We start from the raw sequence: 17,360 nt of genomic DNA, 5'->3' as shown, positions 1-17,360 counted from the left end.
GCGCTGATCCGTGGGGATGCATCCGGCCTGTCCGCTTCTCATGCGCCTCTGGTTCTTCTGCCGTCACCGAAATCCCGAAACGGCACCCGGCGGACGCCCTTTCCGGTGTGGTCGGCGACACCGATCGAGCCGGGCGTCCGGCACGTAGGGTGGAGATGTTGGAGGACGAGCGGCTCATGACGGCCGGCCCGCAAAGCGGCAGGCGGGCCGGATCGCACCTGCCCGGATCGGCGCCGCGGGGTCCCATGACCCCGTCCCGCCGCACGGGACGGGCGGCGGTGCGCACGCCGGCCTTGCCGCCGGCCGGACCCCACCGACGGACGAACACTCCGAAACCACCAAATTCTGGCGGACGGCGGCCGTACCGGCAAGACCACCCCTACCGTAGGGGGTCGGGCCGGTGACCCGGCATGTGAAACTGGAGACACTATGAACGAGCCCCGAAGCAACGCATCAGAGCAGAATCCCCAGGTTCTCGTGGTCGGGCCGAACGGCATCGCGGTGGAGGGGGGTTCCAACGACTCCGGGGAGGAAGAGCGCCCCGTCACCGAGATGGTCGAGCAGCCCGCCAAGGTGATGCGGATCGGCGGGATGATCCGGCAGCTCCTGGAGGAGGTCAAGTCGGCGCCGCTGGATGAGGCCAGCCGGGCCAGGCTCAAGGAGATCCACGCCTCCTCGATCAAGGAGATCAAGGAAGGGCTCGCCCCCGAGCTGGTGGAGGAGCTGGAGCGGCTGTCGCTGCCGTTCGCCGAGGAGGAGGTCCCCAGCGAGGCCGAGCTGCGCATCGCCCAGGCCCAGCTGGTGGGCTGGCTGGAGGGCCTGTTCCACGGGATCCAGACCACCTTGTTCGCCCAGCAGATGGCCGCCCGCGCCCAGCTGGAGCAGATGCGGCGCGCGCTGCCGGCCGGCGCCCTGTCCTCCGGCGCGGCCCAGTCCCGCGGCGACGAGGAGCACAAGCACCGCTCCGGTCACGCCTCCGGCCCCTACCTGTGAGCGCTCCCGCCCGGCGGCGTCCCCGCTGAAACCCTCTGCAGCCGGCCGCTCCCGCGCCGCCGAGCACGCGGGAGCGCCGCAGCCGGGAGCAGCGGTGCGGCTCGGGGCGGCAGGGGCTCCCCGTCGTCAGGGCTCCCGCCTGAGGCTCCCGGGAGTGCGGGCCGAGAGGGTTTCATCGAACGTCGGCGCCGGTGGCGGGGAAGAGCTGCTCCAGGACCTTGGCGACGCCGTCGTCGTCGTTGCGCCCGATGGTGTGGGTGACCGCCGACAGCACGTCGGGGTGGCCGTTGGCGACGCCGTAGGAAGTGCCGGCCCAGGTGAGCATCGGCAGGTCGTTGGGCATGTCACCGAAGGCGACCACGTCGGCGGCGGCCACCCCCCGCTCGGCGCACAGCTCCGCCAGGGCGCTGGCCTTGGTGACGCCGTGGGCGCTCATCTCCATCAGCCCCCGGCCGGAGGAGTGGGTCACGGTGACCAGGTCCCCCACGGCCTTGCGGGTCTCCTCGGCCAGCCGGTCGGGGTCGGCGCCGGGGTGGAAGGCCAGCAGTTTGATGCCGCCCCGGCTGACCAGTTCCCGTTCGCCCACCGGACGGCCGCCCAGCGCCTCGAGGTCCCAGCGGCCGAGGTCGTAGCTGGCCTCATAGACGAACCCGTCGGTGTACTCGACGGCGAAGCGGAACTCCGGGGCGGCCTCGCGCAGCCGCCGCACCACCTCGTCGACCACCTCGGCCTCGATCAGGCGGGTGCGCAGCACGGTCTCGGTGTGCAGGTCGTACAGCACCGCCCCGTTGGCGCAGATGGCGATGCCGCGGTGGTCGACGGCGGCGGCGGCGTCCCGCATCCACCGCGGCGGCCGTCCGGTGACCATGACCAGCGTGGAGCCGGCGCGTTCCACCCGGGCCAGCGCCTGGACGGTGCGCGCGGAGATGGTGCCGTCGGAGCGCACGAGGGTGCCGTCCAGATCGGTGGCGACCAGCCGGGGCGGTGCCTTCCGCTCAGCCAAGCCGTCCTCCCCCGCTCCTGCGTACACGTCCCGCTCCCCTCACGCCCGGCCTTCCGGGCAGCGGACCCACCATGATGCCGCGATCAGTCACTTTCTGCCATATCTGCCGCCACTTCGCCGCATACCGGTACAAACCGCACCGATATACCGCGCATAAACCGTAAGCCGATCCATCACTGAAACGAACAACGTCACCGTCTCACACAGGTCCGACACCGCGAATACCGGCCGGCGGGCCCCGGAGAGCCGCAGGCCGATTCACCGCCGAGGGGAAGAACCGCCAAGGCGGGCGCGGACGCGGCAGGTCACCGGCCCGCGCGGGCGGGCCATCGCCGCATTTCTCCGGGACGCCCCCTTCCTTAGGGACCGTCCCACGCATCGGGGAGGCCGCCGGAGACGAGCACCGGCATGGGCCTCGGCCGCGATCCCACGGAGGCGCGCGCGGCGGGACGGCCCTCCCTCCGCGCGCGGCCTCAGGCGTCCAGCTCGCCGCTGACGATGGCCTGGAGGGCCGCGACATGGGCCTTGTAGGCGGCGCGGCCCTCCTTCGTCAGGGACAGCCACACCCGCTGGCGGGTGTCGCGGACGGCCCTGGTCTGCTTGACGTACCCGGCGTCCATCAGCACGCTGACGTGCTTGCTGAGCACGGAGGCGCTGACGCCCAGCTTGTCTTGGACGAAGGCGAACTCGGCCTGGTCGGCGGCGCTGAGCAGGGCGCAGATGCGCAGCCGGTTGGGGGCGTGGATCACCGGGTTGAAGCCCTCGATGGACTTTTCCGCAGTGGTCATGCCGACCGAGCGCTCCGGTGCCGCACCCACAGGGCGTACAGGACGATCATGGCTCCCTCCAGCGCGCTGAAGGACGGCAGCGCCCAGTCCGTCCCGGCCTTCCAGCCGATCAGCGCGGCGATGACGGCGACCGGCACCAGGATCGCGGCGATGTGCACCACCTGCTCGCGGGAGAAGGAGGGCACCACACCGGTCTTCCTGGCGCCGAGCGCGACGATGGCGCTGAACAGCCCCATCCACGCCATCAGCGCCACCAGCGCCACCAGCACCCGGGGGAAGTCGGTCGGCATCCGCGACAGCAGCCCGAGCGGGGCCACCCACACCCCGAGGGCGACGAAGTACCACATCGGCCACTGGGTGGTCTTCACCGACTCCCGAGCCTGCTCCACCGCCTCCAGCGCGGCCCGGGCCTCCTGCGGAGAGGGCAGCGCCCCCTGCGTGAACTCTTGCCTTTCCATGGTGGAAAGTAAAGCAGTGACTTTCCAAGTCGTCAAGTCACGACTTGCCATCACGGAAAGAGCCAGGGTGGCCCGCGAACGGCCGGGAACGCCGAACGCCGGGTCCCGCGGTTGCGGGACCCGGCGTTCGGGTGGCTGAGGGACGAGCGCGGTCAGCGCACCGGCTCGAGGACCTCCAGGCCCAGGTGGCGCTGCAGGGCCTTGGGGACGCGGACCGAGCCGTCGGCCTGCTGGTGGTTCTCCAAAATGGCGACGATCCAGCGGGTGGTGGCCAGCGTGCCGTTCAAAGTGGCCACCGGGCGGGGCTTGCCGTCCTCCCCGCGGTGCCGCACCGCCAGGCGGCGGGCCTGGAAGTCGGTGCAGTTGGAGGTCGAGGTGACCTCCCGGTAGGTGTTCTGGGAGGGCAGCCACGCCTCGCAGTCGTACTTGCGGGCCGCGCTGGCGCCCAGGTCGCCGGCCGCCACATCGATCACCCGGTACGGCAGCTCGACCTTGGCCAGCATCTGCTTCTCCCACTCCAGCAGCCGCAGGTGCTCGGCGTGAGAGTCCTCCAGCGTGCAGTAGGAGAACATCTCGACCTTGTCGAACTGGTGGACGCGGATGATGCCGCGGGTGTCCTTGCCGTAGGAGCCGGCCTCCCGGCGGAAGCAGGACGACCAGGCCACATAACGCCGGGGCAGATCGTCGATGATCTCGTTCATGTGGTAGGCGGCCAGCGGCACCTCCGAGGTGCCCACCAGGTACAGGTCGTCGGCCTCCAGCCGGTAGACCTCCGAGGCGTGGGCGCCCAGGAACCCGGTGCCCTCCATCGCCTCCGGCTTGACCAGCACCGGCGGGTACATCGGGAAGAACCCGGCCTCGATCGCCTGCTCCATGGCCAGATTCAGCAGGGCCAGCTGCAGCCGCGCCCCCACCCCGGTCAGGTAGTAGAAGCGGGCCCCGGAGACCTTGGCGCCGCGCTCGGTGTCGATGGCGCCCAGCAGCTCGCCCAGCTCCAGGTGGTCGCGGGGCTCAAAGTCGAAGGTCGGCGGCTCGCCGACGTGCTCGAGCACCACGAAGTCCTGCTCGCCGCCGGGCGGGGCGCCCTCTTCGATGATGTTGGGGACGCCGCGCAGAACCTCGTTCAGCTCCTCTTGCAGCCGGTCGGCTTCGGCCTCGGCTTCCTTGACCTGGCGGGCCAGTTCCTTGGCCCGCTCCAGCAGGGCCTGCCGCTCCTCCCCCTTGGCCTTGGAGACCGACTTGCCGAAACTCTTCTGCTCGGCCCGCAGCTTCTCGAACTGCGACAACGCGGCCCGGCGCCGCTCGTCCAGATCGATCAGCCGGTCGACGACGGCCTCGTCCTCACCGCGGGCGCGCTGCGAGGCGCGCAGCCGCTCGGGGTCCTCTCGAAGAGCTCGCAGGTCAATCACAAACCCGAGGCTACCGGTCCGCCGCCGCCCCCCGCCCCCGATATCGGCCCTGCGGGCGGCCGGAGGCCACGGACCGGCAAAGCCCGTGCCCGCGCCGTCTCCCCGCCCGGCCGGGTGCCACGGCCCTGACCTCGGCGATCAGGACACGGACGCCGGCCCGTGCCTGCCGGACCGGCGTCCGCCGCTCGCCTCTTCGCGTATCCGGCGCACGGTCGTGTCCGCGGCGCTCCTGCTGCCGAAGAAGAGCGGCGCCTCCGCAAACGACAGCCGCCAGTAGCCGTCCCGGACGGCCTTGAACCTGGTCAGCACGCGGCCCTTGGCGTTCGTCTTCACCGTGCGCAGCCGGCGCCAGGTGCCAGAGCCCTTGGGCCGGAACTCGATCGTCACCGCGCGTTTGCCGAACGCCTTCCAGACGCCCGCCGGAGTCCGGCGCTGAAGCGTGCCCTTGACGGTGATGGCCGCGCCCTTGCGGACCGGCTCGGGAGAGGCGTTGAACCCGGTGAACCGGGTGCGGTCCTTGACCGGTATGAGGGCGCTCCGGAGGACTCCCGGAGAGGTGCAGTAGGAGGGCACCTGGAGGGTGCGAATCCGCCAGTAGCCCTTGCCGGGGGCGAGGGCGGACAGCTCGAAATGCGACTCCTCGCTGACCGGCGAATCACCGGCGTGCTTCCACCGCCGCCCGTCGGGAGAGAACTCCAGCCTCACCCGCGCGCCGCGGACGGGGCTGAATCCGGCATCCTCGTTCCCGTAGAGGTAACCGGTGACCAGGATTCTCTTGCCGCGCTCCACCGCACGGGGCCATTCGACGTCCGCAAAGCGGGTGCGGACATGTACCTCCGGCGTGGGCCGTGCAGAAGCCGTCGACGACAGCAGCGTCTGCGGCTCGTGGGACGGGTAGTGGACGTAGAAGTTGCACCGCCGGCGGACCGTGAAGGGGATCGCGTAAGTCCCATCGAGCGCGGTGCGCACGCTCTGTCCGTCGGTCCCGCACATCACCCGGACGGTGTGCCCCTTCAGCGGGAGCCACTGGCCGGTCACGCGCCGCCATTCCGCCTTCCCGCTGACCTGGGCGGTGTCCTGGGCGAAGATCTTGTCGCCGGGAGTCACCCGAATGGAGAGCCGGGTTTCGGCACTGCCCGTCACGGTGACCGGCACCGAAGGGCTCACCGCGTTGCGATAGGGGCTGTCGGCCGTCCGCTGATACCGGACGTGGAGGGAGACGCTGGAGTGATGCACATAGACGCTTCCCGCGAAGCGGCCGTCGGAGTCGGTGACCAGCTCCTCTTCGGGAACCCCGTAGCTGAGCAGCAGCGGAACCCCCGCCACGGGGCGTTCCGCGCCGTCGGCGTCCAGATGGACCAGCCTGCCCGAGAACCTCACCAGCCCGTCCGCGGCGTCGACCTCCGTGGGGGTGACCTGGAACTCGGTGAACTTCGTGACGGCCGGCTTCACCTCGTCGGCTGCGGCCATCGCGATCCCGGGAAGGGGCCCCGGCACCGACGGCGATCCGGCGACCAGGGCGGCCGCGGCCACCGGCGCGATCAGCAGTCTGCGCATGCGAACTCCGTACCGACCGGACCGGGATGCGCCGACGACTCAAAGGGACGGGAAACCGCGGCGATCACGGTGCGGACACGCCCGCAAAGACGGCATCCGGCGAATCCACAAAGATGATCAAGGACCGCCAGTATGACCCAATGATCATGGCCGGATCCGGTCAGCCCGCATGTAGGAGCCCAGGAAACGCACATCGGCGCAGATCCGGCGCAACCCCATCAGCGCCTCACCGACCCGCTTTTCGGCCACGTGGCCTTCGAAGTCCATCCAGAACCGGTACGAGCCCAGCCCGGTGCCGGTGGGACGGGACTGGATCAAGGTCAGGTTGATGCCCCGCACCGCGAACTCGGTCAGGATCTCCAGCAGGGCGCCCGGGTGGTCCTCGCCGATGAAGGCGACCACGCTGGTGCGGTCCATGCCGGTGGGCTCCGGCGGCGGGCAGGGGCGGCGCAGCACCACGAAACGGGTCACCGCATCCGGCACGTCGTGGATGTCCTCGGCCAGCACCGACAACCCGTAGCGGGCGGCGGCGAACGCCCCGGCCAGTGCGGCGTCGTAGTGCCCGTCGGCCACCATCTGGGCGGCCTCGGCGTTGGAGGTGGCCGCCCGCCACTCGGCGTCCGGGATGTGCGCGGCCAGCCAGCGGCGGCACTGCGGCTGGGCGTGCGGGTGCGAGGCGACGGTCTTGATGTCGGCGAAGTCGGTGCCCGGCCGCACCAGCAGCGCGAACGAGACCGGCAGCTGCACCTCGCCGACGATCTGCAGCGGCTGGCCGGTGGCCAGCTCGTCCAAGGTGGTGGGGACCGAGCCCTCCACCGAGTTCTCCAGCGCGACCACCGCGGCGTCCACCTCGCCGCGCCGCAGCGCGTCCAGCGCGGCCGGGACGGTGCTGTAGGGGACGTGCTCGGCGTCCTTGGCCTCCGGGACGGCGTGCAGCGCGGCCTCGGTGAACGTGCCCTGGGGACCGAGATAGGCGTAACGCATCCGTGAACCTTTCAGCGAGCCCGGCGGCCTTCGCCGGGAGCGTCCGAACCCGTCCCGGTCTCGCCGCCCGGGACCGCCCCGTCGCGGCGGCGACGACCTTCACCGATGAACCCTTCTCAGGCCCGTCCCTCCCGAAGACGGCGCGCAAGGGCCCCGCGGCCGGCGGCGCGAGGCGACGCCGAGCCGCCTCCCCGGGCGGCCGCCTGAGGTTCTCGGGAGTGCGGGCCGCAAAAAAGGCCCACTGGTCCGGCGGGCTCCTTCCGCCGAGGCGGAGAGTGCACGCGACGACCGTGAGACGACAGTGGATTCAGCAGACCCGAGTTTACGTCGTCGCCCGCACGTCCCGGCGCGGGCTCGGCGACATCGCCGGCGGGCGAAAGATCAGGTACGGGCCGAGGTGGTGTTGCCGCCGAAGTCCGGCAGCGGGTCGTCCATGCTCACCACCGGGCCCTTGCCGAGCCGGGCGCCGCGCAGCGCCTGGTCCTCCTCCGGCGACAGCACCTCCAGGCTGCGCCCGCCGCGGACCACCTTGGCGTAGGTGCGGGTCTCGGTGCGGCCGTTGATGGAGCTGAGGACCACCCCGTCGCCGAGCGAGTTGATCAGCGCCAGCGAGAACGAGCGGCGGCCGGACATCTCCTTGAGCGCGTCGTAGTGCACGACCGCCAGGTCGCGCAGCGCCTGGCCGTCCACTGGCCCATTGACGGACTGCAGGTGTCTGCGGAGCATGTCCGCGCACTCCTGAACGACCTGGTTGGCCCGGTTGTGGGCGACCACCGCGATCGTCAGGCCGGCCACCCCCGACACCATGCCCGCTATGGCCAGTGCGACAAGAATCACGGTGTGAGGGTACCGACCTCCGGCTGGTCAGGAGAAGGAACCCTCCGGTCAGATTGTCCTTGAACGCGGTTGACCAACCAGTGACCCAAGAGCACCACCAACGCGATGGCGGCCAGGCCGAAGGCGTCCTGCACGACGCGTCCGGTGAAGCGCTCCAGGGCGCTGTGGCCCTCGCCGATGAGCCGCGTCCCCCACCAGGGGATGCGGAAGGCGAAGAAGACGGCCACACCCGCGGCCACCAGGCACCGCCGCAGGTCCCGCCCGTCGCCCACCAGGGCGCCGAGGACCGGGACGATCCACACCAGGTGGTGCACCCACCCCACCGGCGACAGCAGCACCGAAAGCAGCCCGGTGATGGCGATCCCGGCCAGCTCCAGGCCGTATGCGGACGCCCCGTCCAGCCGCGCGGCGGCCTGGGAGGCGCGGCGGGCCAGCCGGAAACCGATCCAGGCCATCAGCGCCAGGCAGACTAGCCACAGCGCCTTGGTCACCGCGTCCGGCCAGTACAGCCGCAGCAGCATGCCGTTGATCGACTGGTTGGTGGTGGCGTTGTTGGCGCCGACCCGGTCGTTGTTGAGCACCGCGTCGAACCAAAAGTCGATGGAGTCGGCCGGCAGCAGCGCGAAAGCGGCCAGCGTGGCGGCGGCGGCGGTGAGCACCGCGTTCCAGGCGGCCTCCCGCCGCCCGGTCAGCAGCAGGTAGATCAGGAAGACCCCGGGCACCAGCTTGATCGCGGTGGCCAGGCCGACCAGCATCCCGCGCGGCCAGCGGGGGGCCGGCGACAGGCAGTCGGCCACGCACATGACCAGCAGGAACACCCCCACCTGGCCGAAGCGGGTCTGGTCGTGCACCGGCTGCAGGTGGGCCAGCGCCCCCACCAGCGCCCCGGCCGCCAGCGGAGCGTACCGTCCGGCCCGCACCAGCAGCGGGCGGAAGGAGTACCAGACCGCCACACCCAGCGCCAGGTAGATGGCGGTCACCCACACCACCTGCGCCACCGGCCAGGGCAGCAGCGCCAGCGGCGCCGCCAGCAGCGCCGCGAACGGCGGGTAGGTGAACGGCAGCAGCTGCGGCGGCGGAGTGAGCATGTCGTACACCGACGCCCCCCGCAGCACGGCCTCCCCGCCGGCCCGGTAGACCTCCAGGTCCACCAGCCGCTGGTCGGGGGGGTTGGTCAGCCAGTGCACCGCGATCGGGGCGATCGCCGCCGCGGCGAGCGCCACCCCGGCCAGCAGGATCGCCAGATCGGCCGCTGATCCGCCCGTCCTGCCGCTTCGTCCGCCCATGCCCACGCGCCCGTCTCGTCGCCGCCGTGATGAACCTTGCCGGAAAAGGCTCATTGTCCTCCCGACGGCACAGCAGGGTACGGCGACCGGCATGGGCGGGCCGCACGCTGACTAGCCTGGGACGGATTCCGACGATGGAGGTGCCCGGGTTGGCGCAGCGCGGGAGGAGACTTTCCGGCGGCAGGGGCGGTGCGGTGTCCCTGTGCGCCCTGCTGACGCTCGTCATGGCGGTCGCCTTGGCGTTCCCGGCCGCCGCGCACGCCCAGGTGAACGGGCGCGTGGCGGTGATCGGGATCCCCGGGCTGCGCTGGAGCGACGTCAGCGAGCACGGCACCCCCACGCTGTGGCGGCTGACCCGGGAGGGGGCCGCCGGGGCGCTGAGCGTCCGCACCACCCGGGGGAACACCTGCCCCGCCGACGGGTGGCTGACCGTGTCGGCGGGACAGCGCGCCCGCTTCCCCCACAGCGAGTGCGCGCTGGCGCCCACCCCGCTGGTCTCCGGCTCCTCGGCGAGCGTCCGCGACTGGTCCCGGCTCGTCGCCGACAACGCGGCCACCTCCTACAAGGCTCAGCTCGGCCTGCTGGGGGACGCCGTGCACCGGGCCGGCGGATGCACGATGGCGGTCGGCCCGGGCGCGGTGCTCGGGGCGGCCGACGCAAGCGGCCGGGTGGACCGGTACGCGCCGTCCCCCGCGCGGGTGCCCGCCGCGGACTGGTCGGGCTGCGCGCTGACGATGGTGGAGATCGACGCCGTGCACCGCGCCCACATCAGGGCCGGGGTGGACGCCGACGGCGTGCCGATCCCGGTGAGCCGGCGCAGCCGGGCGGCGGCGGCCACGGCGGCCGACCGGCAGCTGGCGGCGGTGCTGAAGGCGCTGCCCGACGATGCGACCGTGCTGGTGGCGGGCCTGTCGGACAGCGGCACCACGCCCCACCTGCACGTCGCGCTGGCCACCGGTCCCGGTTTCGGCCCCGCCCTGCTGACCTCCGCCGCCACCCGGCAGGACGGCCTGGTCACGCTGACCGACCTGACGGCGACCGCGCTGGGGGCGCTGGGCCTGCCGCAGCCCAAGCAGGCGATCGGGTCGCGCTGGCGGGCCGAGCCGACCGACGCCCCGGCCGCCGCCAAGGTCCACGACCTCGACGATGAGGACGTCGCCGCCCAGGCGATCCGCCGGGTGCAGCCGGCGTTCTTCATCGTGCTGTTCGGCGGGCAGCTGCTGCTGTACGGGCTGGCGACGGTGGCGCTGCGCCGCCGCTGGGCGGGAGCGCCCGCATCGGCCCCGGCGCTGACGCGACGGCGGATCCTGGCGGGGACCCGGGTGGTCGCGCTGGCGGGGGCGGCGGCGCCGGTGGCCTCGTTCCTGGCCAACCTGCTGCCGTGGTGGCGCTCGGAGCATCCGCTGCCGCTGCTGATCTGCAGCGTGACGGCGTGGATGGCGGCGCTCACCGCGCTGGCGCTGGCCGGGCCGTGGCGGCGCTCGCCGGTGGGCGGCGGGCTGGTCATCGCCGCCGTCACCGCGCTGGTGCTGGGCGTGGACGTGCTGACCGGCTCGCACCTGCAGCTCAACGCGCTGATGGGTTACACGGCGCTGGTGGCGGGCCGCTTCTACGGGTTCGGCAACCAGGCGTTCGCATTGTTCGCGGTGGCGGCGCTGCTGTCGGCGGCCTGGCTGGCCGAGCGTCCGCTGCGCAAGGGGCGGCGCACGGCCGCGCTCGCCGTGGTGGCGGCACTGGCCGTGGTGGCGGTGGCGATCGACGGCTGGCCGGGGTGGGGCAGCGACTTCGGCGGCGTGATCGCGATGGTCCCGGCGTTCGCGGTGCTGGGGCTGCTGGTGGCCGGACGGCGGGTCTCGCCGCTGTGGCTGGCGGTGTGCTGCCTGGCCGGGGCCGCGCTGGTGCTGGCGATCTCGTTCCTCGACGCCCGCCGCGCCGACCCCTCCCACCTGGGACGGTTCTGGGACGACCTGGTGAGCGGGCAGGCCGGGGAGGTCATCGCGCGCAAGGCGGAGGCGATGCTGCGCAGCCTGGGCTACTGGCCGTTCACGGTGGCGGCGCTGGGGGCGCTGTGCTTTCTGTACTTCGTGCTGGCCAGGCCGCTGCGGTGGCGGGCGGCGCTGCTGCAGCGGGCCTACCGGCGCGGCCCGGCGCTGCGCCCGGCGCTGATGGCGGCGCTGACGCTGGCCATCGTCGGGATGCTGGTCAACGACTCGGGGGTGGTGGTCCCGGCGGTGGCCTTCAGCCTGGCGGTCCCGCTGACGCTGGCGGCGAGTGTGCGGGCGCTGGAGCTGGATGAGCCGGACGGCGGAGCGCCGTCACCGCCACCCACAGCAGCAGCCCCGTCAGCAGCCAGGGAACCACGTCCGAACGCAGCACCGTGACCAGCCAGCCCAGCTCGTCCGGCAGGCCGATCAGGGCGGGGTCGCGGGCCGGCAGGTAGGCCAGGCTGAGCGCGGTGGTGTGCGCCAGCAGCGCCCAGTCGAACCGCGACCAGGGCAGCAGCGCCAGCACCGCCCAGCCGAGCCCGTCGTACCAGGGCAGCACGTAGGTGGCGGTCAGCAGCCAGGCCAGCGCCAGCGCCGCCGCCACCACCAGGCCCTCGGCCGCGTCCGGGTCGCGCTCTGCGTCGCGGGGCAGGGCGCGCACCAGCAGCCAGATCAAGGCGGCCAGCAGCGCCAGCGAGCCGATCCGGATGAGCATCCGGTGCCGGCCCACTCCCAGCGCCACGTCCACCAGATGCCAGGGGCTGGCCAGCGACACCGCGTTGGCGGCCCGCCTGACCTGGTCGAAGGCCTGGTCTCCGGCCGCCGCATAAGCCAGCAGGGCGACCGCGGCGGCGCCCGCGCCCAGCAGGAGGAGCCGGCCGGCGGCGCGGCGGCGCAGCATCGCCCAGGCCGGTCCGCCGCCCACCACCGCCGCGGGGAACTTGATCGCGGCGGCCAGGCCCGCCAGCGCCCCGGCCGCCACCGCCCGCCGCGCCGGATGCGACGTCCCGGCGAAGACCGCCAGCGCCCCGGCCGCCGCCGCGATCGCCAGCGCGTCGTTGTGGGCGCCGCCGACCAGGTGGTACAGCAGCAGCGGGTTGCACGTCCACAGCAGGGCGGCGCGCAGCCGCCCCAGCGGGGTGCGGCAGGCCCGGTGCAGGATCCAGCCGGTGAGCGCGAACGCCAGCGCGTTGGTGACCGACAGCGCGAACACCGTCAGCCGGACCGACTCGCCGCCGATCCAGGACGCCAGCGCCTCCTGCGCGGTGGCGACCGGCCCGTACACCGAGGGGACGTGGCGCCATTCCTGCACGGCGTCGGCGATCGGGTCGCCGGGCAGATCGGCCGCGCGGGTGCCGTAGGGGTCGTGGCCGGTGACGGCCATCCGTCCGTAGGCGGCGTAGTTGAGGTGGTCGGCCGAGCCGATCGGCGGCATCAGCGCCAGTGCCGCCGCCGCCAGCAGCCCGGCGGCCAGCAGCGGGCGCGGCGAGCACCGCCAGCCCCGGCGCACGGCGTGCAGGCACAGTCCCAGCCCGGCCGCGCCGGCCAGCACTCCGGCGGCGACCAGCCCGATCACCAGGTGCGGGGGGGCTGCCGCATCCAGCGAGTACGGCGGCTGCCCACGCTCGCCGGGCAGCGCCGGCTGCATGGCGGACGGGCCGAGCAGCGCCGTCAGCAGAAAGCAGGCCAGGGAGATCCCGATCCCGGCCAGCCCGGCCGTTCCCATCTTGTGCGTCCCATCCGCCGGGCGGGTGCCCGTGGCGTGTCCGTCCCGCCTGGTGTCACCGGTGTTCATGGCCGCACTGGCGTCCCGGCCGTCCCGCGCGGTCCCGCCGGGACGTGCGGGCGGGGCTCCGGGGGAGCCCGATGGCTGAGGAGGGGGCGGGGTCACCTGCGGCGGTGGGCCAGACGGGTGAGCACGGGCTGGCGGGCGGCCAGGGCGCGGGCCACGTCGCGGAACTGGCGGGCGCGGTGCAGCTGGGAGCGCCAGTCGGTGCCGGTGGCGCGGTGCGCGAGCGGCACCTTGACCTCCTGGACGCGAAAGCCGGCGCGCAGCAGGTCGATGGTCAGCGCGGTCTCCACGCCGAAGCCGGGGGCCAGCGGCAACGCGGCCGCGAAGGCGGCCCGGGTCAGGCAGCGCTGGCCGTTGAGCGGCTGGGTGGCCTGCCAGCCGGTGGCCCGGCGGATGCCCTCCCGCGACAGCCGCACCACGAAGCCGTGCCCGCCGAGCTTGACCGTGGTGGTGAAGGTGGCGATGGTCATGTCGGCCTCGCCGCGCCGCACCGGCTCGATCAGCGGGGCCGCCTCGCGGGCGGTCTCGGCCAGGTCGGCGTCCAGAAACAGCAGGTGGCGGGGGGCGGCGCGGCCCTCGTCCAGCAGCTTGACCGCCTCGGCGCCGCTTTCCATGGCGGCGGCCTTGCCCCGGTTGCGGCTGTGCCGCACGACGCGGGCGCCGGCCTCGGCCGCCAGGCGCCCGGTGGCATCGCAGGAGCCGTCGTCCACGACGACCACCAGATCCACGCCGGGCAGGTCGAGGGCGGCCTTGACGGTCGCGGCGATCCGCTCGCTCTCGTCCTTGGCGGGGATGATGACCGCCACGTCCCCGGCCTGCGGTGGGCCGTCCGATCCCTGTTGTGGCTCCATGCAGCCGATCGTAGTGCGCGCCTGCCGGGCGTCCCCGGTCATCGGGGCCGGGAGGGCGGCGTCAGACGCCGCGGGTGGGCACTGCCTCGGCGATGGTGAAGACCGAGTCCAGCCCGGTGACCTGGAGGATGCGCCGCACCGGCGGGCGCAGCCCGGCCAGTTCGAGGGTGCCGCCCTGTTCCTGGAGCCGTTTCATCGCCGCCAGAAGGACGTTCACTCCGGTGGAGTCGCAGAACTCCACCCCGCTCAGGTCGACCACCACCCGGTCGGCGCGGTCGCGTATCAGGGAGGCCAGCGCGGTCTGCAGGCGCGGCGCGGTGTACAGGTCCAGTTCGCCGGTCGCGGTGACGACGGCGTAATCCCCCTGAGACGAAGTTGTGACGTTTAGCTCCACGAGCCGCACACTATCTGCCGCCGCCCGCCGGGGCCAGACGCTCGGCGACTCCCGTGTGGCGGGGAGTGTCCGGCCGATCTCCGGCGCTGATCGCATGGCCGACTTGTCGTGTAAGTGCATGTTTGCGCACTTCTCGGGGTGATGAACTGTGGGATTTGCCCCTCACCCGCGCCGCGAGTACGGAATGCTGTGCACGTGCATCAGCGGCTTGGTCATACCGGGGGCGACCCGCACCTGGTGCGCCTTCGGGAACGTTTGGAGGCGATCCGAACCCGCTCGGAGAAGTCCACCTCGTGGCACTCGGCGGGCCGTTACCTGTCACGCCTGGTCAACCGGGAGGGCTACGTCCCGGTCAATACCCATATCAGCCGAGAGGACCTGGAGTTTCTGACCGGTGCGCGCGACGAGGTGATCGCCCTCACCGACCTGGCGCTGCGGCTGCTGGAGCTTCACCAGCCCCGGGACGCCGGCGGCATCTCCAGCGACCCCACCCACCTCAGCCGGCGCTGCCGGGCCTGCATGTGGCGCTGGCCCTGCCCGACCTTCCGCATCATCGACGAGTCCGCTCCCCGCTGAAATCCGGCGTTCAGCGGGGCGTGTTCACCCGGCCGGCCTCGTAGGCGCGGTGGACGGTCTGGGTTTGGCCACCAGCCGCGCCGCGGCCGACGCCCCGTGCCGTCCCCGTCCGGCCTGATCAACCGGCCACCGGCGGTCCACGCGCCCGCATCCGGCCACCTCACCACCGACACGGGCACAGGCCCGCCCCTACCGGGCGGGCCTGTGCGGATCCGTTTCCGATGCCGTCGCCGGGCGTCCTAGAGCGCGCCGCCGCGGCCTAAGGCGGTCAGGCGCCGTCCGGACGCTCCAGAGCCAGGTGGGGCAGGCGGCGGGCCAGCGGGGACGGCAGCCACCAGGCGCGGCGGCCGAGCAGCTGCATGGCGGCCGGGACGATCAGGCAGCGGATCACCACCGCGTCCAGCAGGATCGCCACCGCCAGGCCCAGGCCGAACTGCTGGAGCATGCGGCTGGGGCTGAGGATGAAGGCGGCGAACACCACGATCATGATGGCCGCCGCCGCGGTGATCACCCGGCCGGTGGCGGTCAGGCCCTCCCGGACGGCATGGGAGTGATCCTGAGTGCGCCGCCACTCCTCGTGGATGCGCGACAGCAGGAACACCTCATAGTCCATGGACAGCCCGAACACGATCGCGAAGATCATCACCGGGATGAACGCCTCGATCGGACCCGGCTGCGCCCCCAGCCGCCCGTCCTGGAAGACGAAGGTGATCACCCCCAGCGAGGCGGCGATCGACAGCAGGTTCAGCAGCGCGGCCTTGAGGGGGATCAGCAGCGAGCGGAACACCGCCATCAGCAGCAGCGCCGACAGTCCCACCACGATCGCCACGAACAGCGGCATCCGCGCCGCGACCGACTCGGCGAAGTCCTGCGCGGCGGCGGTGGACCCGCCGACCAGGTAGCGCGCGCCGGTGCGCTCGGCCAGCGGCGGCAGCACGTCCTGGCGCAGCGTGCGGACGAGCTCGGCGGTGCCCTCGTCCTGCGGCGCGGTCTTGGGGAAGACGATGACGGTGGAGAGCGCGCCGTCGCGGGCCGGCAGCGGCGGGGTGGTGGCGGCGACACCGGGCGTGCCGGCCAGCGCGGCCCGCAGCTCCTGGGCCGCGGCCGGCTCGCCGGCGCTCACCACGATCAGCGGCCCGTTGAACCCCGGCCCGAACCCCTCGGCCAGCAGGTCGTAGGCCCGGCGGCTGGTGGACTCCGGCGAGTCGGTGCCCGCGTCGGCGAAGCCCAGCCGCATGTCCAGCGCCGGGGCCGCCAGCGCCAGCAGCGCCGCCACGGCGACCAGCAGGGCGGCCAGCGGACGCCGCTGCACGGCCGTGGCGATCGCCCGCCAGCCTCGCCCCTCGACCCGGCCCTTGGCGTGGGCCTTGGCGGCGCGCTTGAGCACCAGGCGCTGGATGCGCCCGCCGAAGACCGCCAGCAGCGCCGGCAGCAGGGTCAGCGAGGCCGCCATGGTGACCAGCACGGTCAGCGCCACGGCCAGCGCCACGCCCTGCAGCGACCCCAGGCCCAGCGCCACCAGCCCCAGCAGCGCGACGATCACGGTGCAGCCGGCGAAGAAGACCGTCCGCCCGGCCGCCTCCAGCGCGATGCGGGTGGCCTCGTCCCGGTCCGCGCCACCGATCAGCTCGTGCCGGTAGCGGTGGAAGATCAGCAGCGCGTAGTCCACGCCGACGCCCAGCCCGACCAGCATCATGATCGGCGGGGTGAAGTCGGCGACGGTGAACACGTGCGAGGCCAGCGCGATCAGCCCGACCGCCCCGCCGACCGCGAGCGCCGCGGTCAGCAGCGGCAGCGCCGCCGCCAGCAGCGAGCCGAACAGCAGCACCAGCACCACCAGCGCCGCCATCATGCCCGCGCCCTCGGCGCCTCCGCCGCCCTCCTCCTCGGCCAGCTCGCGCACCGCGTCCCCGCCGACCTCGACCTGCAGGCCGTCTCGTGCGGCGGAGCGGGCGGTGTCCACGATCTTCGCGACGTGCTCTTTGGGCACGCTTTCGGGCCTGCCGGCAAGGGTGACGGTGGCGTACCCGATGGTGCCGTCGGCGGACAGCGCGGCGCGGTCCTGGAACGGGCTGCGCACCTCGGCGACACCGGGCAGGGCGCGCACCCGCTCGAGCGTCCGCTCGATGCCGGCGCGGTCGGCGGCCAGGCCGCCTGCGCCCTTGAAGACGATCTGGAGAGCGCCGCCCGCCTGCGCGGACCCGTGCTCGTTCAGCAGGTCGGCGGCCGCCTGGGAGTCGGTGCCCGGCAGCGAGAAGTCGTTGCGGTAGCCGCCGCCGGCGGCCTGCGCCGCCACGGTGATCGCGGCCACCAGCAGCACCCACAGCAGCAGGGCGCTCCAGCGGTGCCGCTGTGACCAGGCGGCCAGCTCGCCGAAACGGCCCGGGGCGGCGCGGACGGCGGCCGGGCCGCTCGCCACGGTCGGTTGGGGGGTCGAAGACATGCTC

The 17,360-nt window shown here is 73.2% G+C and carries 14 protein-coding genes and 1 pseudogene; 3 read left to right on the top strand and 12 right to left on the bottom strand.

Annotation, left to right across the window (positions count from 1 at the left end; all coding sequences use genetic code 11):
* Positions 1-429: 429 nt before the first annotated feature.
* Positions 430-993 carry a bacterial proteasome activator family protein gene (locus BUE48_RS00640; protein WP_012850518.1) on the top strand — a complete coding sequence of 188 codons (564 nt, stop codon included), beginning with the start codon at positions 430-432 and terminating at the stop codon, positions 991-993.
* A gap of 172 nt (positions 994-1,165) precedes the next feature.
* Here BUE48_RS00640 and BUE48_RS00635 read toward each other — a convergent pair whose 3' ends face one another.
* The 8 genes from BUE48_RS00635 to BUE48_RS00600 all read right to left on the bottom strand — a co-directional run bounded on the left by BUE48_RS00635 (position 1,166) and on the right by BUE48_RS00600 (position 9,315).
* Positions 1,166-1,996, bottom strand: coding sequence for a Cof-type HAD-IIB family hydrolase (locus BUE48_RS00635; RefSeq protein ID WP_041439141.1), 831 nt, complete (start codon positions 1,994-1,996; stop codon positions 1,166-1,168).
* Between the two features lie 473 nt (positions 1,997-2,469).
* On the bottom strand, positions 2,470-2,784 hold the full coding sequence (locus BUE48_RS00630) for a transcriptional regulator (protein ID WP_012850516.1): 315 nt from the start codon (positions 2,782-2,784) through the stop codon (positions 2,470-2,472).
* Positions 2,781-3,242 (bottom strand): hypothetical protein, encoded by a 462-nt coding sequence (locus tag BUE48_RS00625; RefSeq protein ID WP_012850515.1) that lies wholly within the window; start codon positions 3,240-3,242, stop codon positions 2,781-2,783. The genes BUE48_RS00630 and BUE48_RS00625 overlap by 4 nt, the downstream gene beginning before the upstream one ends.
* A 152-nt stretch (positions 3,243-3,394) precedes the next feature.
* On the bottom strand, positions 3,395-4,651 hold the full coding sequence (serS, locus tag BUE48_RS00620; protein ID WP_012850514.1) for a serine--tRNA ligase: 1,257 nt from the start codon (positions 4,649-4,651) through the stop codon (positions 3,395-3,397).
* A 138-nt stretch (positions 4,652-4,789) separates the two neighbouring features.
* Positions 4,790-6,208 carry a hypothetical protein gene (locus tag BUE48_RS00615; RefSeq protein WP_286988299.1) on the bottom strand — a complete coding sequence of 473 codons (1,419 nt, stop codon included), beginning with the start codon at positions 6,206-6,208 and terminating at the stop codon, positions 4,790-4,792.
* 144 nt (positions 6,209-6,352) lie between these two features.
* A complete protein-coding gene (gene pheA, locus BUE48_RS00610; protein WP_286988297.1) occupies positions 6,353-7,192 on the bottom strand; it encodes a prephenate dehydratase in 840 nt (279 codons plus the stop codon).
* A 381-nt stretch (positions 7,193-7,573) separates the two neighbouring features.
* Entirely contained in the window at positions 7,574-8,029 is a 456-nt protein-coding gene (locus tag BUE48_RS00605; protein ID WP_012850511.1) for a DUF4446 family protein, read from the bottom strand.
* Positions 8,026-9,315 (bottom strand): glycosyltransferase 87 family protein, encoded by a 1,290-nt coding sequence (locus tag BUE48_RS00600; RefSeq protein ID WP_012850510.1) that lies wholly within the window; start codon positions 9,313-9,315, stop codon positions 8,026-8,028. Before BUE48_RS00600 ends, BUE48_RS00605 begins: the two co-directional genes overlap by 4 nt.
* 194 nt (positions 9,316-9,509) lie before the next feature.
* On the opposite strand from BUE48_RS00600, the gene BUE48_RS00595 reads away from it, so the two are divergent.
* On the top strand, positions 9,510-11,696 hold the full coding sequence (locus BUE48_RS00595) for a hypothetical protein (protein WP_286988295.1): 2,187 nt from the start codon (positions 9,510-9,512) through the stop codon (positions 11,694-11,696).
* A 511-nt stretch (positions 11,697-12,207) separates the two neighbouring features.
* Here the strand turns inward: BUE48_RS00595 and mptB are convergent.
* From mptB to BUE48_RS00580, 3 genes and pseudogenes are all read right to left on the bottom strand, one after another.
* A pseudogene (mptB, locus tag BUE48_RS24585) lies at positions 12,208-12,948 on the bottom strand (polyprenol phosphomannose-dependent alpha 1,6 mannosyltransferase MptB); the annotation flags it as partial.
* Between the two features lie 239 nt (positions 12,949-13,187).
* Positions 13,188-13,943, bottom strand: a complete 756-nt coding sequence (locus tag BUE48_RS00585) for a glycosyltransferase (RefSeq protein WP_286988293.1) — start codon at positions 13,941-13,943, stop codon at positions 13,188-13,190.
* A 61-nt stretch (positions 13,944-14,004) separates the two neighbouring features.
* Positions 14,005-14,337: an STAS domain-containing protein gene (locus BUE48_RS00580; protein ID WP_012850507.1), complete on the bottom strand. Its 333-nt coding sequence runs from the start codon at positions 14,335-14,337 to the stop codon at positions 14,005-14,007.
* Between the two features lie 255 nt (positions 14,338-14,592).
* Between BUE48_RS00580 and BUE48_RS00575 the strand changes: the two genes are divergently transcribed.
* Complete coding sequence (locus BUE48_RS00575) at positions 14,593-14,913, top strand: hypothetical protein (protein WP_245536947.1); 321 nt, start codon at positions 14,593-14,595, stop codon at positions 14,911-14,913.
* Positions 14,914-15,181: 268 nt separating this feature from the next.
* Here the strand turns inward: BUE48_RS00575 and BUE48_RS00570 are convergent, their stop codons facing one another.
* Entirely contained in the window at positions 15,182-17,356 is a 2,175-nt protein-coding gene (locus BUE48_RS00570) for an MMPL family transporter (protein ID WP_286988290.1), read from the bottom strand.
* Between the last annotated feature and the right edge of the window lie 4 nt (positions 17,357-17,360).

Source organism: Thermomonospora sp. CIF 1 (assembly GCF_001896795.1).
In the GTDB taxonomy this organism is placed as follows: Bacteria; Actinomycetota; Actinomycetes; order Streptosporangiales; family Streptosporangiaceae; genus Thermomonospora; species Thermomonospora curvata.
The sequence above is the reverse complement of the archived record's forward strand: the minus strand, read 5'-3'. Positions and strand labels throughout refer to the sequence as shown.